This window comes from Paludibaculum fermentans (assembly GCF_015277775.1).
In the GTDB taxonomy this organism is placed as follows: Bacteria; Acidobacteriota; Terriglobia; order Bryobacterales; family Bryobacteraceae; genus Paludibaculum; species Paludibaculum fermentans.
Window position 1 is genome coordinate 2,269,622 of record NZ_CP063849.1, and the last position, 23,575, is coordinate 2,293,196.

At 63.5% G+C, this 23,575-nt stretch carries 18 protein-coding genes; 9 read left to right on the forward strand and 9 right to left on the reverse strand.

Annotated elements, in window-relative coordinates; genetic code table 11:
* Positions 1-152: 152 nt before the first annotated feature.
* Positions 153-1,022 (reverse strand): TIGR00266 family protein, encoded by an 870-nt coding sequence (locus tag IRI77_RS09045; protein ID WP_194451743.1) that lies wholly within the window; start codon positions 1,020-1,022, stop codon positions 153-155.
* A gap of 143 nt (positions 1,023-1,165) precedes the next feature.
* On the opposite strand from IRI77_RS09045, the gene IRI77_RS09050 reads away from it, so the two are divergent.
* Positions 1,166-3,412, forward strand: coding sequence for a hypothetical protein (locus IRI77_RS09050; RefSeq protein ID WP_194451744.1), 2,247 nt, complete (start codon positions 1,166-1,168; stop codon positions 3,410-3,412).
* On the opposite strand, the gene cas6 is transcribed toward IRI77_RS09050, so the two are convergent.
* Positions 3,324-3,770 carry a CRISPR system precrRNA processing endoribonuclease RAMP protein Cas6 gene (gene cas6, locus IRI77_RS38610; protein ID WP_407674111.1) on the reverse strand — a complete coding sequence of 149 codons (447 nt, stop codon included), beginning with the start codon at positions 3,768-3,770 and terminating at the stop codon, positions 3,324-3,326. The genes IRI77_RS09050 and cas6 overlap by 89 nt on opposite strands.
* Before the next feature lie 78 nt (positions 3,771-3,848).
* On the opposite strand from cas6, the gene IRI77_RS37935 reads away from it, so the two are divergent.
* Positions 3,849-4,244 carry a hypothetical protein gene (locus IRI77_RS37935; protein ID WP_228486653.1) on the forward strand — a complete coding sequence of 132 codons (396 nt, stop codon included), beginning with the start codon at positions 3,849-3,851 and terminating at the stop codon, positions 4,242-4,244.
* On the opposite strand, the gene IRI77_RS09060 is transcribed toward IRI77_RS37935, so the two are convergent.
* Entirely contained in the window at positions 4,211-7,324 is a 3,114-nt protein-coding gene (locus IRI77_RS09060; protein WP_194451746.1) for a hypothetical protein, read from the reverse strand. The genes IRI77_RS37935 and IRI77_RS09060 overlap by 34 nt on opposite strands.
* A gap of 234 nt (positions 7,325-7,558) precedes the next feature.
* Between IRI77_RS09060 and IRI77_RS09065 the strand changes: the two genes are divergently transcribed.
* Both IRI77_RS09065 and mqnC read left to right on the forward strand, forming a co-directional pair.
* The gene (locus tag IRI77_RS09065) at positions 7,559-8,413 is read left to right on the forward strand and encodes a menaquinone biosynthetic enzyme MqnA/MqnD family protein (protein ID WP_194451747.1); all 855 of its coding nucleotides are present in this window, start codon (positions 7,559-7,561) and stop codon (positions 8,411-8,413) included.
* On the forward strand, positions 8,388-9,422 hold the full coding sequence (mqnC, locus tag IRI77_RS09070) for a cyclic dehypoxanthinyl futalosine synthase (RefSeq protein ID WP_194451748.1): 1,035 nt from the start codon (positions 8,388-8,390) through the stop codon (positions 9,420-9,422). Before IRI77_RS09065 ends, mqnC begins: the two co-directional genes overlap by 26 nt.
* An 86-nt stretch (positions 9,423-9,508) precedes the next feature.
* On the opposite strand, the gene IRI77_RS09075 is transcribed toward mqnC, so the two are convergent.
* The 4 genes from IRI77_RS09075 to IRI77_RS09090 all read right to left on the reverse strand — a co-directional run bounded on the left by IRI77_RS09075 (position 9,509) and on the right by IRI77_RS09090 (position 15,226).
* Positions 9,509-11,872: a hypothetical protein gene (locus tag IRI77_RS09075; protein ID WP_194451750.1), complete on the reverse strand. Its 2,364-nt coding sequence runs from the start codon at positions 11,870-11,872 to the stop codon at positions 9,509-9,511.
* 127 nt (positions 11,873-11,999) lie between these two features.
* Entirely contained in the window at positions 12,000-12,227 is a 228-nt protein-coding gene (locus IRI77_RS09080) for a hypothetical protein (protein WP_194451751.1), read from the reverse strand.
* Positions 12,228-12,512: 285 nt separating this feature from the next.
* Positions 12,513-13,907 carry a M16 family metallopeptidase gene (locus IRI77_RS09085; protein WP_194451753.1) on the reverse strand — a complete coding sequence of 465 codons (1,395 nt, stop codon included), beginning with the start codon at positions 13,905-13,907 and terminating at the stop codon, positions 12,513-12,515.
* Positions 13,904-15,226, reverse strand: coding sequence for a M16 family metallopeptidase (locus IRI77_RS09090; RefSeq protein WP_194451754.1), 1,323 nt, complete (start codon positions 15,224-15,226; stop codon positions 13,904-13,906). Before IRI77_RS09090 ends, IRI77_RS09085 begins: the two co-directional genes overlap by 4 nt.
* 66 nt (positions 15,227-15,292) lie before the next feature.
* On the opposite strand from IRI77_RS09090, the gene IRI77_RS09095 reads away from it, so the two are divergent.
* The 4 genes from IRI77_RS09095 (at position 15,293) to IRI77_RS09110 (ending at position 18,780) form a co-directional block, all read left to right on the forward strand.
* The gene (locus IRI77_RS09095; protein ID WP_194451755.1) at positions 15,293-16,585 is read left to right on the forward strand and encodes an amidohydrolase family protein; all 1,293 of its coding nucleotides are present in this window, start codon (positions 15,293-15,295) and stop codon (positions 16,583-16,585) included.
* Positions 16,582-17,769: an amidohydrolase family protein gene (locus tag IRI77_RS09100; protein ID WP_228486654.1), complete on the forward strand. Its 1,188-nt coding sequence runs from the start codon at positions 16,582-16,584 to the stop codon at positions 17,767-17,769. The genes IRI77_RS09095 and IRI77_RS09100 overlap by 4 nt, the downstream gene beginning before the upstream one ends.
* Before the next feature lie 90 nt (positions 17,770-17,859).
* The gene (locus tag IRI77_RS09105) at positions 17,860-18,489 is read left to right on the forward strand and encodes a hypothetical protein (protein ID WP_194451757.1); all 630 of its coding nucleotides are present in this window, start codon (positions 17,860-17,862) and stop codon (positions 18,487-18,489) included.
* Positions 18,490-18,780: a winged helix-turn-helix domain-containing protein gene (locus IRI77_RS09110; RefSeq protein ID WP_194451758.1), complete on the forward strand. Its 291-nt coding sequence runs from the start codon at positions 18,490-18,492 to the stop codon at positions 18,778-18,780. It begins immediately after the preceding gene.
* Positions 18,781-18,873: 93 nt separating this feature from the next.
* Here the strand turns inward: IRI77_RS09110 and IRI77_RS09115 are convergent, their stop codons facing one another.
* On the reverse strand, positions 18,874-20,517 hold the full coding sequence (locus tag IRI77_RS09115; RefSeq protein ID WP_194451759.1) for a B12-binding domain-containing radical SAM protein: 1,644 nt from the start codon (positions 20,515-20,517) through the stop codon (positions 18,874-18,876).
* A 124-nt stretch (positions 20,518-20,641) separates the two neighbouring features.
* Positions 20,642-22,006, reverse strand: a complete 1,365-nt coding sequence (locus tag IRI77_RS09120) for a TrpB-like pyridoxal phosphate-dependent enzyme (protein WP_194451760.1) — start codon at positions 22,004-22,006, stop codon at positions 20,642-20,644.
* A 192-nt stretch (positions 22,007-22,198) separates the two neighbouring features.
* Between IRI77_RS09120 and IRI77_RS09125 the strand changes: the two genes are divergently transcribed.
* Complete coding sequence (locus IRI77_RS09125; RefSeq protein WP_194451761.1) at positions 22,199-23,530, forward strand: sulfatase family protein; 1,332 nt, start codon at positions 22,199-22,201, stop codon at positions 23,528-23,530.
* Positions 23,531-23,575 lie beyond the last annotated feature (45 nt).

Genomic DNA, 23,575 nt, shown 5'->3' on the forward strand with positions numbered 1-23,575 from the left:
GGGACCCATCTTCTGGTCTTCGAGACCGGCTAACCGCTACAGAACGCAAGGCGTCCCGTACTTTTCTGTAATTAAACGGACAGATTGAAATAGTGGCGCAAGGCGCCCGGAAATGCGGTTTTCCGGACGCCCGGCATTCTGGACAATTTAATCTAGTCGTCGCTGTTAAAGAAACCGCCCAGCGACTCGAGCGGGCTCCGCTCGTCTCCGCCGCTGCGCCCCGGCGCCAGTTCGCGGCGCATCTTCTCCAGCGTCATGCTCTGGATAATCACCCGCCCCGGCCCGGTCAACGTGGCCAGGAACAGACCCTCTCCGCCGAAGATGGCGGTCTTGATTCCACCAGCCAGTTGGATGTCGTAATCCACCCCATCGTCGAAGGCGACGATGCAGCCGGTGTCGATCTGCAGCGTTTCACCCGGCGCCAGCGTGAACTCGATGAAGTCGCCTCCGGCATGGATGAACGCGACCCCGGGGCCGGTAATCCGTTCCAGGATGAAGCCTTCTCCACCGAAGAAGCCGGAACCCAACTTCTTCACCAGGGCGATGTCGACGTTCACTGAGCGCTGCGCGCAGATGAAGCTGTCGCGTTGAACCAGGACGGCCTGCGCCGGTTTGAGGTCAAACGCCTGAATCCGCCCGGGATAGGCGCCCGCGAAGCCCACTTCCCCGCCCGCGCCGCCGGCCCGGAAGTGCGTCCAGAACAACGACTCGCCCATCAGCTTGCGCTTCACCGCGCCCCACAGCTTCTGGCCCAGGGTCTCCCCCGTCATCCGCGATTCCCACTGCACACTGGGGGTCTTGTACAGCATCTTGCCGGCCTCGGCAAAGACCTCCTGGCCGGGCTTGAGTTTCAGCCTCGCTACCTGGAGGTTGTCGCCCTGGATCGTGTAGTCCAGCGGTTCGTCCACAGTAACTGGCGTGAATTGAGCACTTTGCGTGCTGCCAGGCAGAATGGCTCCGCAGCGCGCGCAAAACCTGCTGGCGCCGCCCGCCTCAGCTCCGCAACTGGTGCAAAAGGGCATGGAAACTCTTCCTCCGTCTCGGGGTTACCTGATCAGAAGGAGCCACACGGCTCCTTCGCTGGCGCTCACCGCCTCCGCGGTGACATTCTACTACTGGGAGCTATTCCGCGAGTAGGGAGCGGCATCGATAAATGGAACGTAGAATGTCCCGCATTTGTTCAGTATTGTGCTGCTGGCTGCTGCTGGCTCTGCCGGCCGGCGCCCGGACGGGGCCCGTGACCTGTGCGACCGAGCATGGCAACTGGCTGGAAAAGCAGAACTTGCACCGTGTCAGCAGCCGCAACAGGAAAGCCCTGAACCTGCGCCGGGCCGCGGCGTTCCAACAGGACTACGGTGACATCGCGGTGATGGACGATTCGGACGGTGTGATTGCCAGCCGCAATCCGTTCAATCTCCAGGGGAAAACTCTGGAATTCATTCCGCTGATCGGGTCCTCGTCGCCCTATGGCTTCGCGGTGCGTGCGGCGGAGTACGACGCGGCCGCTGCCTCGGCCGGGCAGGTGCTCAGCGGGCTGGGAGACGACGATGCAATCGCCGTGGACCTGCCCATCGCCGTGCCGTTCTATGGCACGCAGCGCGACCGCATCTATGTCCATTCCGACGGCAACGTGACCATGGAACAGCCCGAGGCTGCGTCCGCCGCCCGGAGCCTGGGCCGGCTGAGCTCCGGGCCGCCGCGCCTCGCTCCGCTGTTCGACGACCTGGATCCGACGCAGGCGAACTGCGACGTGCGCGTCTGGACCGGCAGCGACCACGTGGTGGTGACGTGGCGCAATGTGCCCGAGTACAGCGACTACGGGACGGGCGCCCGGCAGACCTTTCAACTGGCGCTCTGGACGAACGGCCACATTACGTTCACCTACCAGCAGGTGGCGGCCAATGACGTCGTCACCGGCATCTCCCCCGGATACCTCGCGGGTGAAACAGAAGTTGTTTCGTTTCTGAACGATACCAGCACATTCTACGGAGCCACGGTTGCCGAGCGGTTCGGCACCACACTCGACATCGACATCGTCCGCGTGGCCCAGCGGTTCTACGAGACGCACGAAGACGCCTACGACTACCTGGCCATCTTCAACACTTCCGGCATTGCCGCCGCGGCCGGTGCGCTGGCCTACGAGACCACGGTGCGCAGCCTGCGGCAGGGGATTGGGGACACACCGGTCTGGGCGGGCGACAGCTACGGCTCCGCCCACCGGCTGCAAGCCGTTCTAAACATGGGGCCTCTGCGCCAATATCCAGCCGATCCCTATGCTCGCGTGGGCAGCCGCGGAGCCATCACCGGCGACAACACCATGACCCTCATCGGCCATGAGAGCGGCCACCTGTTCCTGGCCCTGGCCAGTGTCCGCGACCCGCTGAATCCACTGGCCCGGCCAATGCTGGGGACACAGAACGCACATTGGAGCTTCAACTTCAATTCGGAAGCTTCGCTGCTGGAGGGCAACCGGATTATGGACAACGGCCCGGGGGCCACCAACCGCTTCCTCACCGTGGCCACGGTTCAGGGCTATTCCCCGCTGGATCAGTACCTTATGGGGTTCCGGCCGGCGGCTGAAGTGCCGTCCACCTTCCTGGTGAAGGGCAGCCAGTACTCCAATTCGACCTTCCCGCAAGTGGGGATCTCCATCCGTGGGGAACGGCAGGACATCAGCGTGGACGACGTGATCGCCGCCGAAGGCCAGCGGATCCCAGATTCGACGGTGGCCCAGCGGCAGTTCCGGACGGCTTTCATCATGATTGTGCCCGAGGGGTCGACACCGAATGCGGCGGACATTGCGCAATTGGAGGTCTACCGGGCCGAGTTTGAGCGCTACTACCCGTCCGCGGCGGGCCAACGGGCCTTCCTGGACGCGAAACTGCGCGGCATGATGCGGCTCTCGGTCTGGCCGGCGGCTGGCCTGGTGGCCGGGCAGGCGGCCACGGCGAGCATCTCCATCGGAAGTCCGGCCAGCGAAGACCTGAGCATCGCCCTGGCCAGATCCGCCGATGTACTGGAGGCTCCGGATACCGTTGTGATTCCCAAGGGCGCTTCGTCGGTGGAGTTCCGGGTGGTGGGCCTGGCGCCCGGCGTGGCGGATCTCAGCGCGAAGGCGGCCGATGGCCGGCACGAGGATTCGGCCGCGCGCGTGGCCGTGCAGGCGTCGCCCTCCGATGTACGGTTGGTCAAGTACTATCAGGAAGATACGCTGCTGGTGCTGAAGGTGACCGACCGCAACGAACTGCCATACCTCGGCGTGAAGGTAGTGGTGGAGGGACTGGACCAGGATCTGCGCAGCGACGGCAACGGCTGGATCTGGCTTACCTGGGATCCGGCCCAGACCCTGACGGCCCAAGTGGATGGGGCTCCGTCGACAAAGCTGGTCCTGCCGGGCACGACAACTCCATAACTCCTTTGCCCCAAACGGTTTGGCGGCCAATACCAGTCCACGTGGCGGCCTCCAGCCAGGGCAGGAAGGGACGCAGGGCGCCCTCATATTCGGCGAAGCCGGTGAACCCGCCTAACGGATGAACCTGGCCGGAGCGGCCGCTGCGCCGCTCGGCCTGATGCCAGCTCAGGGCTCCGCCGGTACACCTCACCGCCGCAGCTTCTCGCACCAGTTCTCGAAAATCAAAGTCCAGCGGGCCGGCGCCGTAAAACGAGCGCAGGGCGGAGATGCGTTCGCAGGCGCGCGCGAGCAGGATCGCGAAGGGCGGCGGCTCGGGTCCGGCGTGTGGTTTCAGTTCGGTAGGAGTGATAAACAACACCTGTCGTTTATCGCTGCCGGACGGAAAACCGCTAAACGACAAGTGTTGTTTATCGTCCTCTGGAATGAGACTCAGCCGGTGGGACGCCGTATTCCATTCAATAACTTCCAGCCATTCCAGGCGCTCGAACGCGTTTTGGAACGGAGCCGGGTCGCGGGTGAAGAGATGGAGGTCCAGGAAGAAGCGGGCTCCGGGCTCGAAGGCGGCGCCGTCCAAGTGGTGGCAGCGCAAGGTGAAGGGGCGAGGACGGTCGCGCAGGCCACTGGGTCCCTGGGTCGCGGACGGACGGAAGAGCTCTTCGGGGAGTTGAAAGCCGAGGGCGCCGCGGAAGCGGTTGGAGGCGGGGGTGGGAAACCGGAGAAACCGGCGGGCGCAAAGAGAAAGGCGGCAGGCCAGGATATCGAGATCCACGCCTGCCGCCATGAGGACTACCGAACCCGCTACCGGGCGATGACGACGTACGGCCGCACCTGAATCGTGGAAGATCCAGGCGGGATGAGCGTCGGCGTGCTCTTGTACACGATGTTTACGGTGTAGGTCCCATTGTTGAGCGTGGTGGGTACCTTGACCTTGACGCGCCAGACACCGGGCTTATCCGGATCCAGGGTGGAGGAGACCACCTGGGCCTGGGTGGCGCCGGTGCCAAGCAGGAGGTAGGCGAGGACGTCGCCGGGTATGGGCGCTTCGCTGCCGGGAGCGAGGCCGTCGTCCGGAAGACCATCAAAGTTCCCGTAACCGGTGAGGAAGACGGTGAGTGTCTGATCGATCTTGGCGGGCTTGGAGGCCGAATTCTCCGAACCGTCCTGGTTGAGTGCCATGGCGGGGCCGGTCGTGTAGATGGCATCGCCCTGGAACATGATGCCAGGAGAGATGGGAGACATGGAGATGCGATCGAAGCCAAGGATCTGTCCGGTGCTCACCTGGCGAACCAGGAACTCCGCGGTACCGCTGGGGGCGGTGCCCTTGGGCACGATCAGGGTCACGTTATCGGTGGCGGCCTTAGTGAGGGGGGCGTTGACGCCATTCACCAGGACCTCCACGTCGCCCAGGTTGGTGGGCAGGGGTGAACCGGAAGCGGAAGCCCCGTCGGCGGACAGGGTGGCGCCCTGCACGCGCAGCTGGCCCAGCATGGCCGGCGCCACGCGGCTGAAGCCGTTCGCCGCGTTGACGACCGTGAGACGCGGATAGTACATCGTCAGGCGACTGGCGGAATCCATTACCATCGGGTTCCCACGGCCATCCAGGACGACGCCGCGCGGGCCGGCCACCTGGAGGCTGAAGTTGGAGGCGATGCTGCCGGAGCCCAGCAATTCGGCGTAGCTCGGGAACCTCATGATGCGGTTGAGGTTGCTGCTCTCGGCCACCCAGATGGCCTCTGTCTTCGGATCGATGGTGACGGAGATGGGAACGCCCACCGCGCCGGCTGGCAGCGCGAACTGGGAGGGCAGGCCGTCGGAGTAGGCGCTATTCACGTCATCCCAGATCTGGATGCGGGAGTTGCCGGTGTCGGCGACGAACAGGCGGCCAAAGCTATCAATGGCGATGCCGCGGGGCGAGTTCAACTGCTCAGCCAGGTTGCCGGCGGTGTAGGAGGTGCCGTCCACCTGCCCGAAGACGATATCGGCGGTCTGGCCGCTGACCGACGGCTGCTTGAAGAGCAGGACGCGGTGCAGGCCCAGGTCGGCGACAGCCAGGTTGCCCTCGGGCGTGAAGGCCAGGCCGCTGGGCAGGTACATGCGGTCGCGAGCGACCTGCGTCGCCACGGTGGAGGTGAAGTCAGGCGCACCCAGGACGAGGTCGGGCGTCAGCAGGCCATCGGTGCGGGTGAAGGGATTGGGGTAGCGCAGGACCCGGCCGTTGCCGGTATCGGCAACCCAGACATTGCCCTGGGGGTCCACTTTCACGTCGGCGGGGATATAGAGGCCATCCGGACCCGGCGTGGCGGGATTGTTGAAGGGCGAGTTGACCAGGCTGCGGTAGGAGTCGACCTGGCCGAGGATGACGTCGGCGCGGCTCTGGTTCGTGAAATTCCGGGCATCGGCAAAGCAGAGGATCCGGTTGTTGCCCGTGTCCGCGATGAAGAGGCGCGGGACGTCCGAGGTCCGGTCGATGGCGACAGAAGGACCGATGCTCACGCCAATCGAAGGGATGGTGCCGCCGGAGAACTCAGAGCCCTCGATGAAGTTGGGCGCCTTGAAGGGGAAATCGAACTGGCCCAGGATGCGGGTGGCGGCGCCAAAGGTGCGGGCGGCGGAGTCAAATGGCCGCACGGTGACGCGGTGGTTGCCGATCTCGGTGATGTAGATCTCTCCATTCGCGTAGGCGGCGGCGACCGGAGCGTTGTAGCCCCAGGGATTGGGCTCGAGGTTATCGGCCGTGTTCTGGTAGCGGGTGCTGAAGTCGTTCTGGCCGTACACATTCGTCATGTGCGGGGAAAAGACGCCATTGGGGAGATCCTCGGCCGGCCAGGACGAGGGCGGATCGTAGCGCACAATGCGGTGGTTGAGCGAGTCGATCACGAACAGGTTCTCGCCGATGCAGAAGAGGCCGCGGGGCCCACCGGTGAAGACCGCATTCTGAACGGTGGTGCCGGCGAGCGAAAAGCCAAAGGTGAGATCGTTGACGGCAGGCAGGGCCGGGGCACCCTTCACCGCGGCGTAAATGCCCAGGATGCGGGAAGCGGCCTTGCCGTTGGTGAACGGGGGGCCCCACACGAGCACGCGGGCGAGGTCGTCGGCGAAGTAGAGATTCCCGTTGGAATCGAAGGTGAGCGGTCCGCCGTAGCGGATGGTCGTCTTGCTGAGTTGGTCCGTGGCGCTGCTATAGCGTCCGGCGTTCGCGACCACCGTATTGAAGTCGGTCTGGCCCAGGACCAGGTCGGCCGAGATCGAGGCGGTTCCGCCATCCACATTGGAGGGGCCGGTGACGTCGCCGGTGGTATAGCGCAGGATGCGGTGGTTGCCTGAGTCGGCCACCCAGAGATTGCCGGAGCCATCGACGGCGAGGCCGGCGGTTTGGATTCCGCCCGAGCCCAGATTCGTCTTGAGGGTGGAGGCGGTGGGTGCGGCGTTGGCGGTTGAGCTCTGATTCGCGAGATTGGACTTGAGATCGGGCTGGCCGATGACCAGGTCGGGCTTGATGGCGGTGCCTGCATCGAGGGACTCGAAGGGCCGCCGGAAGCGCACGATCCGGTTGTTGCCGGCATCCATGACAAACAGGTAATCGCCGATGATGACGACGGAACTGGGCGTGCGCAGACCGCCGCCGTAGTCCTTCAAAGCCTGGAGGTCATACACATTGGTGGAGCTCTCCGAGATGCGGACAGCGGCACCGTAGGGGACGGCGGAATCGAAGTCTTTCTGCCCGATGACGAGATCAGCGGGGGCGCCGCTGGTGAAGTTGGCGGAATCGCGCCACCCGAGGACCCGATGGTTGCCGGTGTCAGCCACATAAACCGCGGCGGGCGAGGAGGCCGCATCGACGGCAACGGAATAAGGCGAGTAAAGCGACTTCGCTTTTGTCCGGTTTGGCGAGGAACTGGGCGGATATAGCATTTCTCCCACCCGGGTGGGGAGGAATGCCTGACCGAATATCTTCGTCGGCTTGGTGTTGAAAACGACCTGGGCCGAGGCTTGTACTCCGAGACTGGCCAGAAGGCCAAAAGTTGCGAGCAAGTATTTGTTTTTCATGACCTTAATGGCGAAGTCGCAGCTCCGCCTTTGTACACCATAACATGCATTCCCTGTCTTTGCCAGTGGCCCCCCACCCAAGGACAGGACTGCCGCCGCATGATGGTAAACTCGGATTTGCTCCTCCGTTCTGAAATCCGGCGCAAACCCAGGGTCTGCGCCGTCAGTTACTTAAACACAGCCCCCCTGGTCTGGGGTGCGGTGAATGGTCCCCAAAAAGGACTGCTCGATCTGACCTTCGCGGTGCCCTCCATTTGCGCGGATCGCGTCGTCGAAGGCGATGCCGATATCGGCCTGGTGCCGGCGATCGAGATGGCCCGCCATGGGTTGGAGATGATCCCGATCGGGATTGCCTGCCGCGGTCCGGTGCGCAGCATTCTGTTGATCTCTGACCGTCCCTTCGAAGAGATCCGGACGCTGGCGGTGGACTCCGGTTCCCGCACGTCGGTGCAACTGGCGCGCGTCATCCTGGCTCGAAAGTTCGGCGTCTCTCCGACGATCCTCACGATGGATCCGGACCTGGTAGGCATGCTGGAGTTGGCGGATGCGGCGCTGATCATTGGCGACGCGGCGCTGGCGCTGGACCCGGCTGAGATCGACATGCCGTGCCTGGACCTGGGTGAGGAGTGGGTGGAGATGACCGGCCTGCCGTTCGTCTTCGCGGCGTGGTCCGGGCGGAAAGAGAACCTCAAGCCGGAGCTGACGGAACTTCTGAAGGCATCTTGTCTGTACGGATTAGGTCAGTTAGACACTATCATTAAGGAAGAGGCGGACCGCAGGGGCTTTTCCGAAGATCTGGTGCACCAATACCTGACGCGGAATATCTGTTTCCTTCTTGGCGACGAGGAGGCTGCGGGCCTGGCGCTCTATCTCGAGTATGTGCGGGAGTTGGACGGCGCCCCGGCGGCCGTCACGGAGACTGGAATCCATGATCAAACCACAGGAAGCCGTTGATCTTTTCGAGAGTGACGACCTGATCGGGATCGGCATGGCGGCCGATGCGGTTCGGCGGAAGCTGCACCCTGAGGGTGTGGTGACCTACATCATCGACCGGAATATCAACTACACGAATTTCTGTACGGAATACTGCAGTTTCTGTGCGTTCTACCGGCCGATGGGGCACAACGAGGGCTACGTGCTGCCGATCGAGACGATTCTGGACAAGATCCAGGAGACCGTCGACCTGGGCGGGACGGGTGTCCTGATGCAGGGCGGGCTCAACCCGGACCTGAAGATCGAGTGGTATGAGGACATGCTGCGGGCGATCAAGGTGAAGTTCCCGCAGGTGTGGCTGCACTGCTTCTCCGCCCCGGAGATCACCTGTATTGCGGAAGTCAGCGGTTTGAACCTGCGGGATACGATTGCGCGGCTGCGCGACGCCGGGCTGGATTCGATTCCGGGCGGCGGCGCCGAGATTCTGCACGACGACGTCAGGAAGCGGATCAGCAGGTTGAAGTGCGGCGTGGACGAGTGGGTGGCGGTGCACAAGACGGCGCACCAGTTGGGGATGCGGACAACGGCGACGATGATGTTCGGCTGCGGCGAGACGCTGGAGCAGCGGGTGCATCACCTGGAGATCGTGCGGCAGATCCAGGACGAGACGGGTGGGTTCACGGCCTTCATTCCGTGGTCGTTCCAGCGCGAGAACACGTCACTGGGCCGGTTTGTGAAGGAAGAGGCGACGGGCGTCGAGTACCTGAAGACGCTGGCGATCTCGCGGCTCTATCTGGAAAACATCATCAATGTTCAGTCGTCGTGGGTGACGCAGGGGCTGAAGACGTGCCAGGTGGGGTTGAAGTTCGGCGGCAACGACGTGGGCAGCATCATGATCGAGGAGAACGTGGTGAGCGCGGCGGGAGCCCGGAACAAGGCATCGGAAGAAGAGCTGCGGCGGATCATCCGCGGAGCCGGGTTTGTGCCGAAACAGCGCGATACGCTGTACCGGACCTACTTCCTGAACTAGACTCGTTGGGACATTTTGGAAAGTGAAAGGGCGGTCACCGGAAGGCGACCGCCCTTTTCACTTCTCCAGGTGACTGACGGACTTCGCTAGAACGCAATTTCGAAAGTCGAGCTCTGGCCGCCGTCGGGGTTGAAGACGCGGAAGCGCCAGGTGCCGGTGTAAACCAGGCTGACGGGCAGCGCCAGGATGCAGCGATTGATTCCCTTGGAGTCGAGCTGGCAGAGGGGCGTCAGGCCCGTGAGCTGGTAAGGATCGCCCACGCCCGGCCAGATGGTGACGCTGAGGCCGTTCTGCAGATTCTGCCCGGTGAGGGCGAAGGACGGGCTGACCGTATAGCCGGAAAGGGCTGGCTGGCTGACGCCATCGAGTACCGTAATCGGGAAGACGTTGGATTGGGTCCCGTTGGGGTTATCGATCTGAATGTCGTAGGTCCAGGGCTGGGAGAAACTGGCGGTGATCAGGAAGCCGGTGGAGCTGACGAACTGAACCTGGGCGGGATCCACATCGAAGGTGGCCGCGGTGCCGGACGGGGGGTGCGGCGTGACATGCACCTTCAGGCCGGGCAGGAAGCCGCCGCCGTTGATGGAGAGCGTCTGTCCGGTCGCGGCGGCGCGCACCGGAGCGGGCGAGATGGAGGAGATGGTGGGCGATTCGGGCGCGGGATCGACAGTAATCGTGTACAGATTGGACAAGGAACCGTCCGGGTTGGTGACACGGAGGGTGTAGTTGCCGGTCTGGGGGAACGAGGCGGCGATGACGAACGAGGAGAACGAGACGCCCTGGATCTGGTCCGGTGTGTACTGAACGAAGGTGGTGTCGGGCGCGGTCAGGGTCGCGCTGAGCCCGGAGATGAAGTCTCCACCCTGCACGAGGAGCGAGCGCACATTGCCGCTGGCGGCGAGGGGGTTGGGCGCATGGCTGGAGATGAGGGGCGACGATGGGCCGGGAGTGCCGATGCGGATGGGGAAGTAGTCTGACTTGGCGCCATCCGGGTTGATGACCTGCAAAAGGTAGGTCCCGTTGTCATCGAAGCTGCCCAGCACGTCAAAACCGGCGGCGGTGACGGTGGAAGGGTCGATCTCCTGGGCCGGCGCGGTGAAGCCGTGCGGTGTGAGCCAGACGGCCTTCAGGCCCGGCTTGAAGTTCAGGCCATGCACCGTGACAGCCTGCAACTGTCCGGATTGCTGGAGGACCAGCGGCGAGTAAGCCAGGATGACGGGGGCCGTCGACACCGCGGGTACGTTCAGAACGAAGCTCTTCGATTTGGCGCCCGAGAGCGCGGTGAACTGCAGGGTGTAGTTGCCGGGGGTGGCGAAGCTGTAGACGACGCTGAAGGCGGAGGCCGAGAAATCAAAGAACTGATTGCCGGCGAGGACAGAGAAGCCGCCGTCCGGACGCAGGATGGAGAGGCTGAGGCCGCCGTCAAAGCCGCTGCCGAGGACGGTCAAGGTGACACTTTGCGGGGAGGCCACCACGGGTGCGGGCAGGACGGAGGAGATCTGTGGGCTGGCGCCACCAGCGCCCACCTCGAAGGAGAGTGCGCCGGTCTGGCCGCCGTCCGGGTTGGTCACGCGGAGGGTGTGGGTGCCCGGTTCGGCAAAGGTCGTCACGAGGCTGAAGCCGGTGGGCGTGACGTTCCGGATGTAGCTGGGGCCGGCGAGCACGCTGGTGCCGGCGGAGGGATTCGTCAGAGTGGCGGCGAGTCCAGGCTGGAAGCCGGAGCCCGAGATGGACAGGAGCTGGATGTCGGCGGAGACGACGGGCGACGAAGGGTTGATGCCCGTGAGTTGGACCGCGGCCTGGCTACGGGTGACGGCAAAGGAGAACGACTTCGACTGAGCGCCGTCGGGATCGGTCACCCAGAGTCCATACTGGCCTACGCGGTCGAGCACCAGGTGCATGTCGAACTGGTTGGCGGTGAGGCTGGTGATGCGCAGATCCTGCGCGAGATCGTTGCCGCCGCCCGGCAGGGAGACGTAGACCGAGAGGCCGGTGCGGAAGCCCGAGCCGGTGACGGTGACGGACTGTTCCTTGGCGCCGACCAGGAGACTGCCGGGGGCCACGCCGGTGATGGTGGGCTCGGGTTTCTCCGTCACGGCCAGTTTCTGGGCATTGGATACGCCGCCATCCGGATTGGTGACCTGGACTTGGTAGTCGCCCGCAACCGGGAAGCGCGAGATGAACTGGAAGCTGTTGGCGGCAACCTGGCTGATGCGGCTGGCCGCGAGAAGGGTGGTGCGGCCCGCGGGATCGGTCAATTTGACGCTGAGGCCGCGCTGGAAGCCGGAGCCGTAGACCGCGATGGACTGGAGGTCGACCACAGAGACGGTGGCAGCCGGGGCATAACCGCTGATGCTGGGGGTAGACGCCCCAGGGAGGGCCTGTGGCGCGAGGGCGCAGGCCAAAAGCACGAGCGAAGAGCCGAATTGCCGAGTTAACTTCCGATTCATGACAGTCCTCCACCAGCCGGGCATCGTGCCGGAAAGGCCGATGTCTCCGTTGAGCGTGAACACACGCCCTTACTTCCGGTTCATCGGCGTTTGGCGGGGAACTCTATAGTGTGGACGCGGACCTAGGTTAAAACTCGGAGTGAAGCACGGCAAACGCCTGTTCCGCCTTGGCGAGAATGCCGCGCTCGAACATTGATTTGCGTTGGTCCTTGGTGGCGAATTCGAAGAAGCGATGACCGCAGTGTTTGCAGCGGAACGGGTGGCGGAAGCCCATGGCCAGCAAGCGCTCCCAGCCGGTTTTGTAGTTGGAAGGGCGGATGGCACGGCTGGTGCACTTTGGGCACTGTAATGTCATGCTGTCTCCAAGTTACGGCCAGGGACAGGGTACAAACAAGGCACAGCAGTACCTAAATGGGTGGAGGTTGTACCGGTACGGGGTGGGGTGGTTGCGGGGGTGTCCGGGGCTTTTTGGGCCCCGGGACGGGGTTGGGTTGGGGTGGGTGGTCGGGTTGGGGGGGTGCTGTTTTGCTGTCCGCTCCCTTACGGTCGCGGTTCAATGTGGTCGCGGCTCAATGTGGTTGCGGCTCAATGTGGTTGCGGCTCAATGTGGCTGCGGGGCGGTTTGGGGCCGCGCTTGGTTTTAGAAGGATGGGGGGTCGAAGCCGGGTTCCTTGATTGAGAGAACCTTCATCTTTGGCGCGTACTTCTTGACGGAGTCCTGAATCTTGGAGGCGTTGCCTAGCAGGCAGAATTGCAGGTTCAGGTCGCGGTAGTACTTCTTTGCGATCACGTTTGCTTCTTCCAGCGAGATGGCGTCGATGCGGGAGAAGTAGTCGTCGATCTCGCCCTTGTTCAGGCCGTAGATCTCCATTTCCCCGATGACGCTGGCGAGCTGGTCGGCTGTTTCCAGGCGCTGCGTCGGGAAGCCCCCTTTGATGTAGGCCTTGGCGGAGGCGAGCTGGGCGGCGTCGATGCCCTGCTCCGACAGCTTCTTGAGGACATCGAGCGCCATGTCGACGGCCTTTTCGGTGGTATCGGTGCGGGTGTAAGTGCTGATGATGATGGAGCCGGTGTGGCGGTCCTGTTCGAGGATGGAGCGGGCGCCGTAGGTGAGCCCGGAGTTCACACGCAGGGCGTCGTTCAGCATGGACGTGAAGCGGCCGCCGAACAGGGTATTGAGGACCATGAGCGGGACGCGGTCGCGGTTGGTGCGGTCGATGCCGGGCATTCCGATCTCGAAATAGGTCTGGGTGGCGTCGGGCTTGTCGACCAGGAGGAGGCGGGCGGAGTCGAATTTGGGCGCGGCGAACTTGCCGGGCTGGAATTCAGGACCGGCCGGGAGTTCGCCAGCGAGTTTGGCGAGAACGGGTCCGAGTTTGGCGGGATCGAAGTCTCCGGCGGCGATCAGGATCAGGTTCTTGCCTGTGTAGTTCTTCTTATGGAAGGCGATGATTTCGTCGCGGGTGAGGCGGGTGAGGGACTCCTCGGTGACGCTGCCGGAGCGGTGGTAGGGGTGCGCGGCAGGGTAATAAAAGGCCTCGTAGTAGCGGCCGATGGCGGCTCCGGGGTTGTCCTTGATGGAGCGCAGGCGGTCAGCGGCCTGGGCGACCACCTTCTTGACCTCGGGTTCGGGGAAAGAGGGGTGGAGGAGGACGTCGGAGAAGATTTCGAGGGCGCGGTCCTGGGTGCGGGCCATGTACTCAGTGAAGAGGAACGAGGCCTGGCGATCGCTGCCGCCGTTCAGGTTAGCGCCGATGGAGTCGAGGTCGAGCGAGACCTGCTCGGAGGAGCGGGTGGGTGTGCCGCGGCGGACGAGTTCGGCGGTGAGGGCGGCGATCCCGGTGAGGTTGGCGGGCTCGGCTTCGACGCCGCCGCGGAAGATGGCGCGGACGGAGACGAGCGGCACGTCGGGCTTCTTCAGCAGGATGAGGGTGGCTCCGTTGGGCAGGGTCTGCTTGGTGTAAGGCGGCAATTTGGCCTGGCCCTGCAGGCAGGCGGCGGCGAGCAAGAGGGAGACGATGAGACGGCGGTTCACTTGGAGCTCTCCTTGGCGGGCGTGTTGTCGGGGATGAGGGTGGCGACCGTGCGGTTCTTCTCCTGGAAGTACTTGGCGGCGACGCGCTGGATGTCGGCGGGTTTGACGGCGTCGAGTTCGGAGGCGACGGAGTTCACCTTGTCCCAACTGCCGTTGAAGACTTCGTAGCGGCCGAGGAGGTTGGCCTTGCCGGCGATGGTCTTGAGGCCGCGGTAGAACTGGGCGAGGATCTGGTTGCGGGCCTTGTCGAGCTCTTCGGGGGTGACGCCCTTGGCGGCCAGCAGGTCGAGCTCCTCGTAGAGGGCCTTTTCGGCTTCGGCGGTGGTCTTGCCGGTGCGGACCTGCATGGTGAAGAGGAAGAGGGTGGGGTCGAGCGACTCCTGCGTGCCGCCGTCGACATTGAGGACGAGCTGGTCCTTCTCGACGAGGCGGCGATAGAGGCGAGAGCTGCGGCCGGTGGTGAGCAGGGCTTCGATGAGGTCCAGGGCCGGCTGGTCAGCGTCACGGGTGCTGGGCACGTGGTAGGCCATCATCAGCATCGGCAACTGGGCGGGGCGGCGAACGGAGATGCGGCGCTCGCCGAGCTGTTCGGGCTCCTTGGTGCGAACCTCGGGCGGCGGCGCCTGGCGGGGGATGGGTTCGATGTACTTCTTCGCGAGGGCGATGATCTCTTCGGGAGTGACGTCACCGGAGGCGATCATGACGCAGTTGTTGGGGGCGTAGCCCATCTTGAAGTGCGCCTTGAGGTCGTCCATGGTCCAGGCTTCGATATCGGAGGCCCAGCCGACGACGGGCCAGTGGTAGGGGTGGGCGATGATGGCGGAGGCGAAGAGCTGCTCGTAGAGGACGCCGAAGGGGTTGTTGTCGACGGACGTACGGCGTTCGGAGTAGACGACGCCGCGTTCGCTCTGGATGATCTTGGGATCGAAGGAGAGGTCGCGAATGCGATCGGACTCCATGTCGAACATGAGTTCGAGGGCGGACTTGGGGAACCAGTCGGTATAGACGGTGACGTCGTGGGAGGTATAGGCGTTGTTGCTGCCGCCGTTCTTCTCCATCATGTTGTCGAACTCTTTGGGACCGAACTTCTTGGCGCCGTTGAACATCATGTGTTCAAAGAAGTGGCTGATGCCGGTGGTGCCGGGGCGTTCGTTGCGGGAGCCGATCTTATAGAAGAAGTAGAGGGCCACGTTGGGGACGTCGTGGTCCTCGTGGACGAGGATTTTCATGCCGTTGTCGAGGGTGTGGGTGGTGACCTTCACATCCTGGGCGGCGAGGGTGCAGGCGAGGAGCGCACAAAGCGAGAAGAGACGGCGCATACTCCATAAGGTAGCAGCACTGCCAAGAGGTGGCGCATGTTACCTTAATCTCATTCCTTTGAGCTTATGAGACTCGCTATTCCCTTGGGACTTCTGCTGGTGTGTGGGCTATCGGCCCAGACCACGCCAGTCGCGTTTACCGGCGCGCATATTATCCCGATTGCCGGCAATGAGATTTCGAATGGCGTCCTGGTGGTGCAGAACGGAAAGATCGTCGCGGTAGGCGCGACGGGCTCCGTGACAATCCCCGCGGGCGCGCAGCGTGTGGACGCAACGGGCAAGGTGATCATGCCCGGGATTGTCGATTCGCACAGCCACATCGGGTCAGTGGAGGGGGGCGATGGCAGCGCTCCGATCCAGCCCGAGGTGCGGGTATTGGATGCCGTGAACGTGCGGGCGACGACCATGCAAAAGGCACGGTCGGGCGGCGTGACGACGGTGAATGTGATGCCGGGGTCCGGCCATCTGTCGAGCGGACAGACGCTGTACCTGAAGCTGCGGCCGGGCAATACGATTGACGACCTGCTGATCAAGCTGCCGGACGGGCGGATCGCCGGCGGGTTGAAGATGGCGAACGGCACGAACCCAAGGCGCGCGGCTCCGTTTCCAGGAACGCGGGCGAAGTCGGCCGCGCTGGTGCGCGAGCAGTTCATCAAGGCGCAGGAGTACAAGGCCAAGATCGCGGCGGCGGGTACGGATGCGTCGAAGCTGCCGGCTCGGGATTTGAAGCTGGAGACACTGGTGGAGGTGTTGGACGGCAAGCGCGTGGTGCAGTTCCATACGCACCGGCATGACGACATCCTGACCGTGCTGCGGCTGGCCAACGAGTTCAAGTTCCGCGTGGTGCTGCATCACGTGAGTGACGGCTGGATGGTGGCGGACGAGATTGCGAAGGCCAAGGTGCCGGTGTCGCTGATCGTGGTGGATTCGCCGGGCGGCAAGCTGGAGGCGAAGGACATGAACATGGCCAGCGGCGCCATTCTGGAGAAGGCCGGCGTGATGGTGGGCTTCCACACAGACGACGGTGTGACGGATTCGCGGCTGTTCCTGCGCGAGGCTGCGCTGTCGGTGCGGGCCGGGATGTCGAGGGAGAAGGCGCTGTACGGGATGACGATGGCCAACGCGCGGATCCTTGACCTGGATGCCCGGGTGGGTACCCTGGAAGCAGGCAAGGATGCGGATTTCCTGTTGATGAGCGGTGATCCGCTGAGCGTGTACTCGCATGTGCTGGAGACCTGGGTGGAGGGCGTGAAGGTGTTCGACCGCTCCGACCCCAAGGATCATCTGCTGGCCGTGGGCGGCTACGGAGCCAGCAGGAACGATGAGATCTACGTGGACGAATGCGAGGTGGAGCGTTGAAACGGATTCTAGTATTGCTGGCGGCCCTGGCGCCGATGGCGAGTGCACAGATCGCGATCCAGGGCGAGACGGTGTATACGATGGCCGGGGCTCCGCTGAAGAACGCAGTGGTGCTGGTGCGGGATGGCAAGATTGAGCGCGTGACGGCGGGCACGGCGCCGGCGGGCTACCAGGTGATCAAGGCCAAGGTAGTGACTCCGGGGCTGATCGACGCGCATGCGGTGCTGGGGTTGAGCGGGTATCTGAACCAGCCGCAGGACCAGGACCAGATTGAGAACAGCGCGCCGATGCAGCCGGAGCTGCGGGCGATTGATGCGTTCGATCCGAAAGAGCGGCTGATCGAGTGGGTACGCGGGCTTGGCGTCACGACGATTCATACAGGCCATGGGCAAGGGATTCTGATCTCCGGGCAGACGATGATCATCAAGACGAATGCGGAGACGGCTGATCAGGCGATGGTGCCGGCGGCGATGATCGCGGCGACGCTGGGCAATGATGCACGGGCGGGCCAGGGGAAGTCGCCGGGGACGCGGTCGAAGATGATCGCGATGCTGCGGGCTGAGCTGATCAAGGCTCAGGAGGCGGCGAAGAAGGCCTCGGACAAGGACAAGAAGGACACGGCGCGGGACCTGCGGCTGGAAGCGTTCGTGAAGCTGATCAATCGCGAGATGCCGCTGCTGATTACCGTGCATAAGGATAATGACATCCTGACGGCGCTGCGGCTGGCCAAGGAGTTCAACCTGAAGGTGGTGCTGGATGGCGTGGCGGACGCCCCGGAGGTGTTGGCGCAGATCAAAGCATCGGGGTATCCGGTGATCCTGCATCCGACGATGCAGCGGTCGAGCGGCGATGCGGAGAACCTGAGCATGGAGACGGCGTCGAAGCTGGCAGCGGCTGGGGTGCCATTCGCATTGCAGAGCGGGTTTGAGGGCTACGTGCCGAAGACCCGCGTGGTGTTGTGGGAAGCGGCACTGGCGGCGGCGAACGGGCTGGCGTTCGACAAGGCGCTGGGCAGCATCACGATCGACGCGGCCCGGCTGCTGGGCGTGGAGAAGCGCGTGGGCTCGCTGGAAGCGGGCAAGGACGCGGATGTGGCGCTGTATGACGGGGATCCGTTTGAATACACGACGCACTGCGTGGGCGTGCTGATTGACGGGAAGGTAGTTTCGGACACAGTCCGGTAAATGTTCAAAGAGGGGGGCTTGACGGCCTCTCTCTTTTTGCGCATACTGGTTTGCGACACAGACTGGTTTGCAACTGACGGAGATAAGACTATGACGCAGTATCCGAATCTGAAGGAGATTGAAGACCGGCCGATGCGGTCGTGGAACGTGGACGGGCTGCAAGAGTTGATCATGGGGGTCCTGTGGATCTTATGGGGCGGCCTGTGGCTGATCGGGCAGGAGTTGCCGAAGGGCAAGCTTTACCAGGTGTACTGGCTGGTGGTGCCGGTGATGCTGGCCTTGAGCGGGTTTGCCGGGAACTGGGTGGTGCGGCGCTTGAAGCAGCGGGTGACGTTTCCGCGGTCGGGGTATGTGGCGTTGCGAGAGCCGACCCGGCGGGAGCGGATTGGGACGGCGGTGCTGGCGATTGTGGTGGCGCTGACACTGGCGGCGGTGATTGTCCGTGGCAGGCCGGAGGCGGTGGAGCACATGATTACTCCGGTGGTGGGGGTGATCCTGAGTTTGTCGTTCGTGGTGGCGAGTTTGAAGCAGAGGGCTCCGCACTTCCTGGTGCTGGCCGGAGTCGCGCTCGCTTTGGGGATTGCGCTGGGGGCGCTGCGGACGGGTTGGATGTCGTTGAACTGGCTATTCGTGGTACTGGGTGTGGTGGCCGCCATTTCGGGGGCGATCCGGCTGTCGCGGTTTGTGCGGGAGAATGGCGTGCCGGTGGAGGGCGCATAGATGAACGACCTCGACCGCGTCATTCACGAACCGGCGCGGCTGCTGATTGTCGCCCTGCTCGCCAGCGTGAAGGAGTCTGATTTCCTGTGGCTGCAGAAAGAGAGCGAATTGACCAAAGGGAATCTGTCGAGCCACCTGGCGAAGCTGGAAGAGGCCGGGTATGTCGAGGTGGAGAAGAGCTTCCGGGGGAAGATTCCCTTGACTGTGCTGCGGTTGACGAAGGACGGGCGGGCCGCGTTTGTCGAATATAAGAAGCGGATGAACGGGTTGTTGGGGCGGGCTGGGGCGTGAGCCCCTGCTTGCGGCAGTAGGTTAGGGTATCCGCTCTCTTACGATCGCGGCTCCGTTTGCGGTGCGGTTCCGTTTGCAGCGCGGCTGAGTTTGCTAGACGCTGGCCCAGTTGCGGCGTTCGATGAAGGTCTCGGGCTCGTAGGTGACACCGCGGTCGAGACGCTTCTCTTCGCGGCGGGTGAGCCAGAGCATGATGGGGCCCAACAGCGTTCCGGCGGCCGTTGACCAGGATCCACATTCCTTGCGGATATCCTGGCGCAACGTATGGATGTGGGCCGATACGGTGGCGTTGGTAACTTTCAAGTGCCGCTCCATCGCCCAAAGCAGGGCGGAGTAGGACGTGCGCATGGTGGCGGCTTCGCGTTCGAAGCGCTGGCGTACGCGCAGATCGGGGTGCAGCCGGTATTTGCGGATGCCTTCCAAGGTGGTGCGGCAGATGCGGTAGAGCGAGGGTCCGTTCAGTTCGAAATCCCGTCCGAACGCATTGTCCAGGAAACGTTTGGACTCATCGAGCGAAATGTGGGGATGGCGCCAGTTGAACTTCCACTGGCCGTGCACGTCGGCGAGGTCGACATCGATCATGCGGCCTTCCTCGGTCATCTGCGCGTGCAGGGGCGTGCCCGGCAGCGGCGTGTAGAGCATGAACTGATGGAAGTCGGTCTCGTGGGCGCAGGCGTAGTCGATTTCGCTTTCGATGTTCTGCGGGGTGTGGTGTTCCATGCCGACGATGGAGGAGCCGAGGACGCGGATGCCATGCGCGCGGAGCTGGTGTGTCAGCGACATGGTGTCGGAGCCGTTGAGCTTGGAATAACCGGAGAGCGGCGATTCCAGGCCCATCCAGATCCAGGAGATGCCTAATTCGATGAGCTCCTCCATGGTGTACTTCTGGATGGCGTTGGCGGACGAGAAGACGTAGAGTTCCCAGCTCTTGCCGGCCTTGCGCATGCAGTCGAGCAGTTCCATGGCCCGCTTGCGATGCAGCAGGAAGTTCTCGTCCATCACAAAGAAAGAGTGAAAGCCGTGTTTTTCCTCGGCCTGGGCCATGGCGTCGTAGATCTGCCGGCCCGTATCGAAGAAGTTGATGAACTTGCCCTTGCCGCCGAAGAAGGCGGAGGTGGTGCAGAAGTTGCAGCCCATGGGGCAGCCGACCGAGGGGATGATGGTGGCGGCGGTGGAGCCGATGTTGCCGGGCAGTTTAAGCCCCATGACGCGATGGCCGAAGCCGGAGGCGATCTGCGGATGCACGACGGGCAGGGTGGGGTCCTGGTCGAGGAACGAGCGCATCCAGCCGACGCCTTCGCCCTTCACGATGTGATCGGCGTCGAGCATGAGATCGAGGCCCGGAATGGCCGCGATATGGCCGCCCACGACGATGGTGGAGTGCGGCGACAGACGGCGCACGATCTTACACATCTCGCGAACCTTGCCCACGTTGACGATGATCGAGCTGATGCCGACGACGTCGTACTGGTTCTCTGTGAGTTCCCGCTCAAAGTCCTCACGCAAGGGAAAGTCGAGGACCGTGGACGGATTCTCGATATTCCTCTGGATAAACATGATGCCCCAGGAGCGGTGGAAGATGCGCAACGAATAGGGACCCTGGGCCCGGGTCACCTGATTGTGGTAGAGCTCCATCGGGTTGATGGAGCGGCTGCCGTACTGGTCGTCCTGCGCATAGGGTCCGAATACGGAAGTCAATAGAACGCGGGCCTGACGGCCCTTCGGATGAGTGGTCATTTCAACACTTCGGTGAAACAGAGTATTAGATCTGTTTCCACTTTGATGCTAGCACCGGCACCCCATCCAGCAGCCCAAGAATCAGGCCCGCGATTGTAATACTTTTGTCGCCGGAGGGCTGTGTTTATTCAGGTACGGAGGGCAGGCCCGCCAGCGCCATGGCCAATTCGTTGTCTTCGTACTGGAGGTCAGTCAGCTTACCGGCGAAGTAATCCGTGTAGGACTGCATATCGAAATGACCGTGACCGCTGAGGTTGAAGAGGATGGTTTCGGCCTTCCCTTCGGCCTTGCAGCGCAGGGCTTCGTCGATGGCTCCGCGAACGGCGTGGTTGGCTTCCGGCGCCGGCAGGATGCCTTCACTGCGGCCGAAGAGGACTCCGGCTTCGAAGCAGGCGAGTTGATGGTAGGACCGGGCCTCGATGAGTCCCAGCTCCGCGCAATGGCTGACCAGGGGAGCCATGCCGTGGTAGCGGAGGCCGCCGGCATGGAAGCCAGGGGGCGTGAAGGTGCTGCCCAGGGTGTGCATCTTCGTGAGCGGGGTGAGGTGCGCGGTATCGCCGAAATCGTAGGCGTACTTGCCCTTGGTGATGGAGGGGCAGGCGGCGGGTTCGACGGCGAGGATGCGGGTCTTCCTGCCGCCGCGCAGGGTCTGGCCGATGTAGGGGAAGCTGATGCCGGCGAAGTTCGAGCCGCCGCCGGTGCAGGCGATGACGACATCCGGGGCGTCGCCGGCCATGTCCATCTGGAGCATGGCTTCCTGGCCAATGACGGTCTGGTGCAGCAGGACGTGATTGAGCACGCTGCCGAGAGCGTATTTGGTGTCGTCGCGCTGCGCGGCGACTTCCACGGCTTCACTGATGGCGATGCCGAGGCTGCCTGGGTGATCGGGACGTTTTTCGAGAATCGCGCGGCCAGAGGCGGTCTCGTTGGAAGGGGACGCGATGCAGCGCGCTCCGTAGCTCTCCATCAGGGCCCGGCGATAGGGCTTCTGATTATAAGAGACGCGGACCATGAACACCTCAATCTCCAGGCCGAAGAACGCGCCGGAGAGCGCCAGGGACGAGCCCCACTGCCCTGCTCCGGTTTCGGTGGAGATGCGCTTCACGCCGGCTTCCTTGTTGTAGAAGGCCTGGGCGATGGCGGTGTTGGGTTTATGGGAGCCGGCGGGGCTCACGCCTTCGTACTTGTAATAGATCTTGGCCGGAGTGTCGAGCGCCTTTTCGAGACGGCGGGCGCGGTAGAGCGGGCTGGGGCGCCACTGGCGATAGATGTCGCGAACCGGAGAGGGAATCTCGATCTCACGTTCGGTGGAAACCTCCTGGAGGATGAGACTCATGGGGAAGAGCGGCTCGAGGTCGGCCGGGCCCACGGGCTGCATGGTGCCGGGGTGGAGGACCGGCGGCGGCGGGGTGGGCAGGTCAGCGACCAGGTTGTACCAGTGCTTCGGGATCTGAGTTTCGTCGAGGATGTATTTGACGGTGTCGGACATAAGGTACTCCAGGGATGGGTTGAAGGGGCAGTTTATCAAGTTGAGGCCGCCTGAGGGGCGCGGAGTGGGCCGATTTGCATCGCGGCGCGGCTTCTGGTGTGCTGTTTCTGAGCTTCGCGTATGATTCACACCCCTTCTCCATTCAACCGCCGTAGCGCTCTTCGCCTTTTGGGTGGAGCCTCGGCGAGCGCTTTGGCGTCCGGCCAGACACGCCGGCCGAACTTCCTGGTGATCGTGACGGACGACCATGGCATCGGCGATGTCGGGTGTTTCGGGCAGAAGGAGGCGTTGACCCCAAACCTGGACCGGTTGGCGTCGTCGGGCGTGCGGTTCACGCAGTGGTACTCGAATGCTCCTGTGTGTTCGGCCTCGCGGGCCGCGATTCTGACGGGCAAGTACCCTGACCGGACGGGTGTGCAGGGCGCGCTGCCGTCGCAGCCGACGTTTGATGTGCCGGGGCTGCGAAGAGGGGAGATCACCTTCCCTGCCCTGCTGAAGCAGGCGGGCTACGGCACGGCGGCCTTTGGGAAGTGGCATGTGGGCAGTGCGCCGCAGAGCCGGCCAATGGCGCAGGGGTTCGATCAGTTCTTCGGGTGGTACTCGGGGTGGCTGGATGCGTACTCACACCGGTATTACCAGTTGGGCTCGGCTCCGGGCAAGATCTTCCACGATCTGTGGCGCAACACGGAGGAGGTGTTCGAAGAGCCGGTGTACATGACGGAACTGCTGGCGCGCGAGGCTTCGGCTCATCTGGCGAAACAGCAGAGGCAGCAGCCGTTCCTGATGTACCTGGCGTTTGGCGCGCCGCACTACTCGATGATGGCTCCGAAGAAGTACCTGGATCGATTTCCGGCGTCGATGGAGCGCGACCGGCGGACTCACCTGGCGATGGTGGCGGCTGTGGATGACGCCGTGGGCCTGTTGTTGGATCAATTGCGGCGGCAGGGCCTGGAGGAGGACACGGTGGTGTTCTTCCAGGCGGATAACGGCGCGACGCGCGAGGTGCGGGCATCGAGCACGGCTCAGCCTTATACAGGCGGCAGCAACGGGTCGTATCGTGGGTACAAGCTGGGGCTGTTCGATGGCGGGATGCATGTGCCGGCGATGCTGCGGGCTCCGGGCTTCGTGCAGCCGGGCCAGGTGTGGGAGCGGCCGTTGCTGTCGATGGATCTGTTGCCGACGTTTCTGTCGATGGCCGGTCAGGCGGGCCGCATTCCGGCGGGTGTGGACGGGCAGGACATTCTGCCGGTACTGCGCGGGGAAAAACAGACGCACGAAGATATGTTCTGGAGTTTCAACAAGGAACGCGCGTTGCGGCAGGGGGACTGGAAGCTGATTGTAAATCCTCCGGCGTTTCCGGGGGAGGAGACCGGCGAGAAGGTGTGGCTGTCGAACCTGGAGGCGGATCCGGGCGAGAAGAGGAATGTGGCCGGGCAGGAGAGAGAACGGGTACGTCAGATGCTGCAGAAGATCCGGGGCTGGGAGAAGTATGTCGGGATTCCGGGGGAGGCCGTGGTTGAGTAGGGAGAGCCCGCGGGCCTCCTCGGTTGGTTGGTTGGAGCCTTTCGG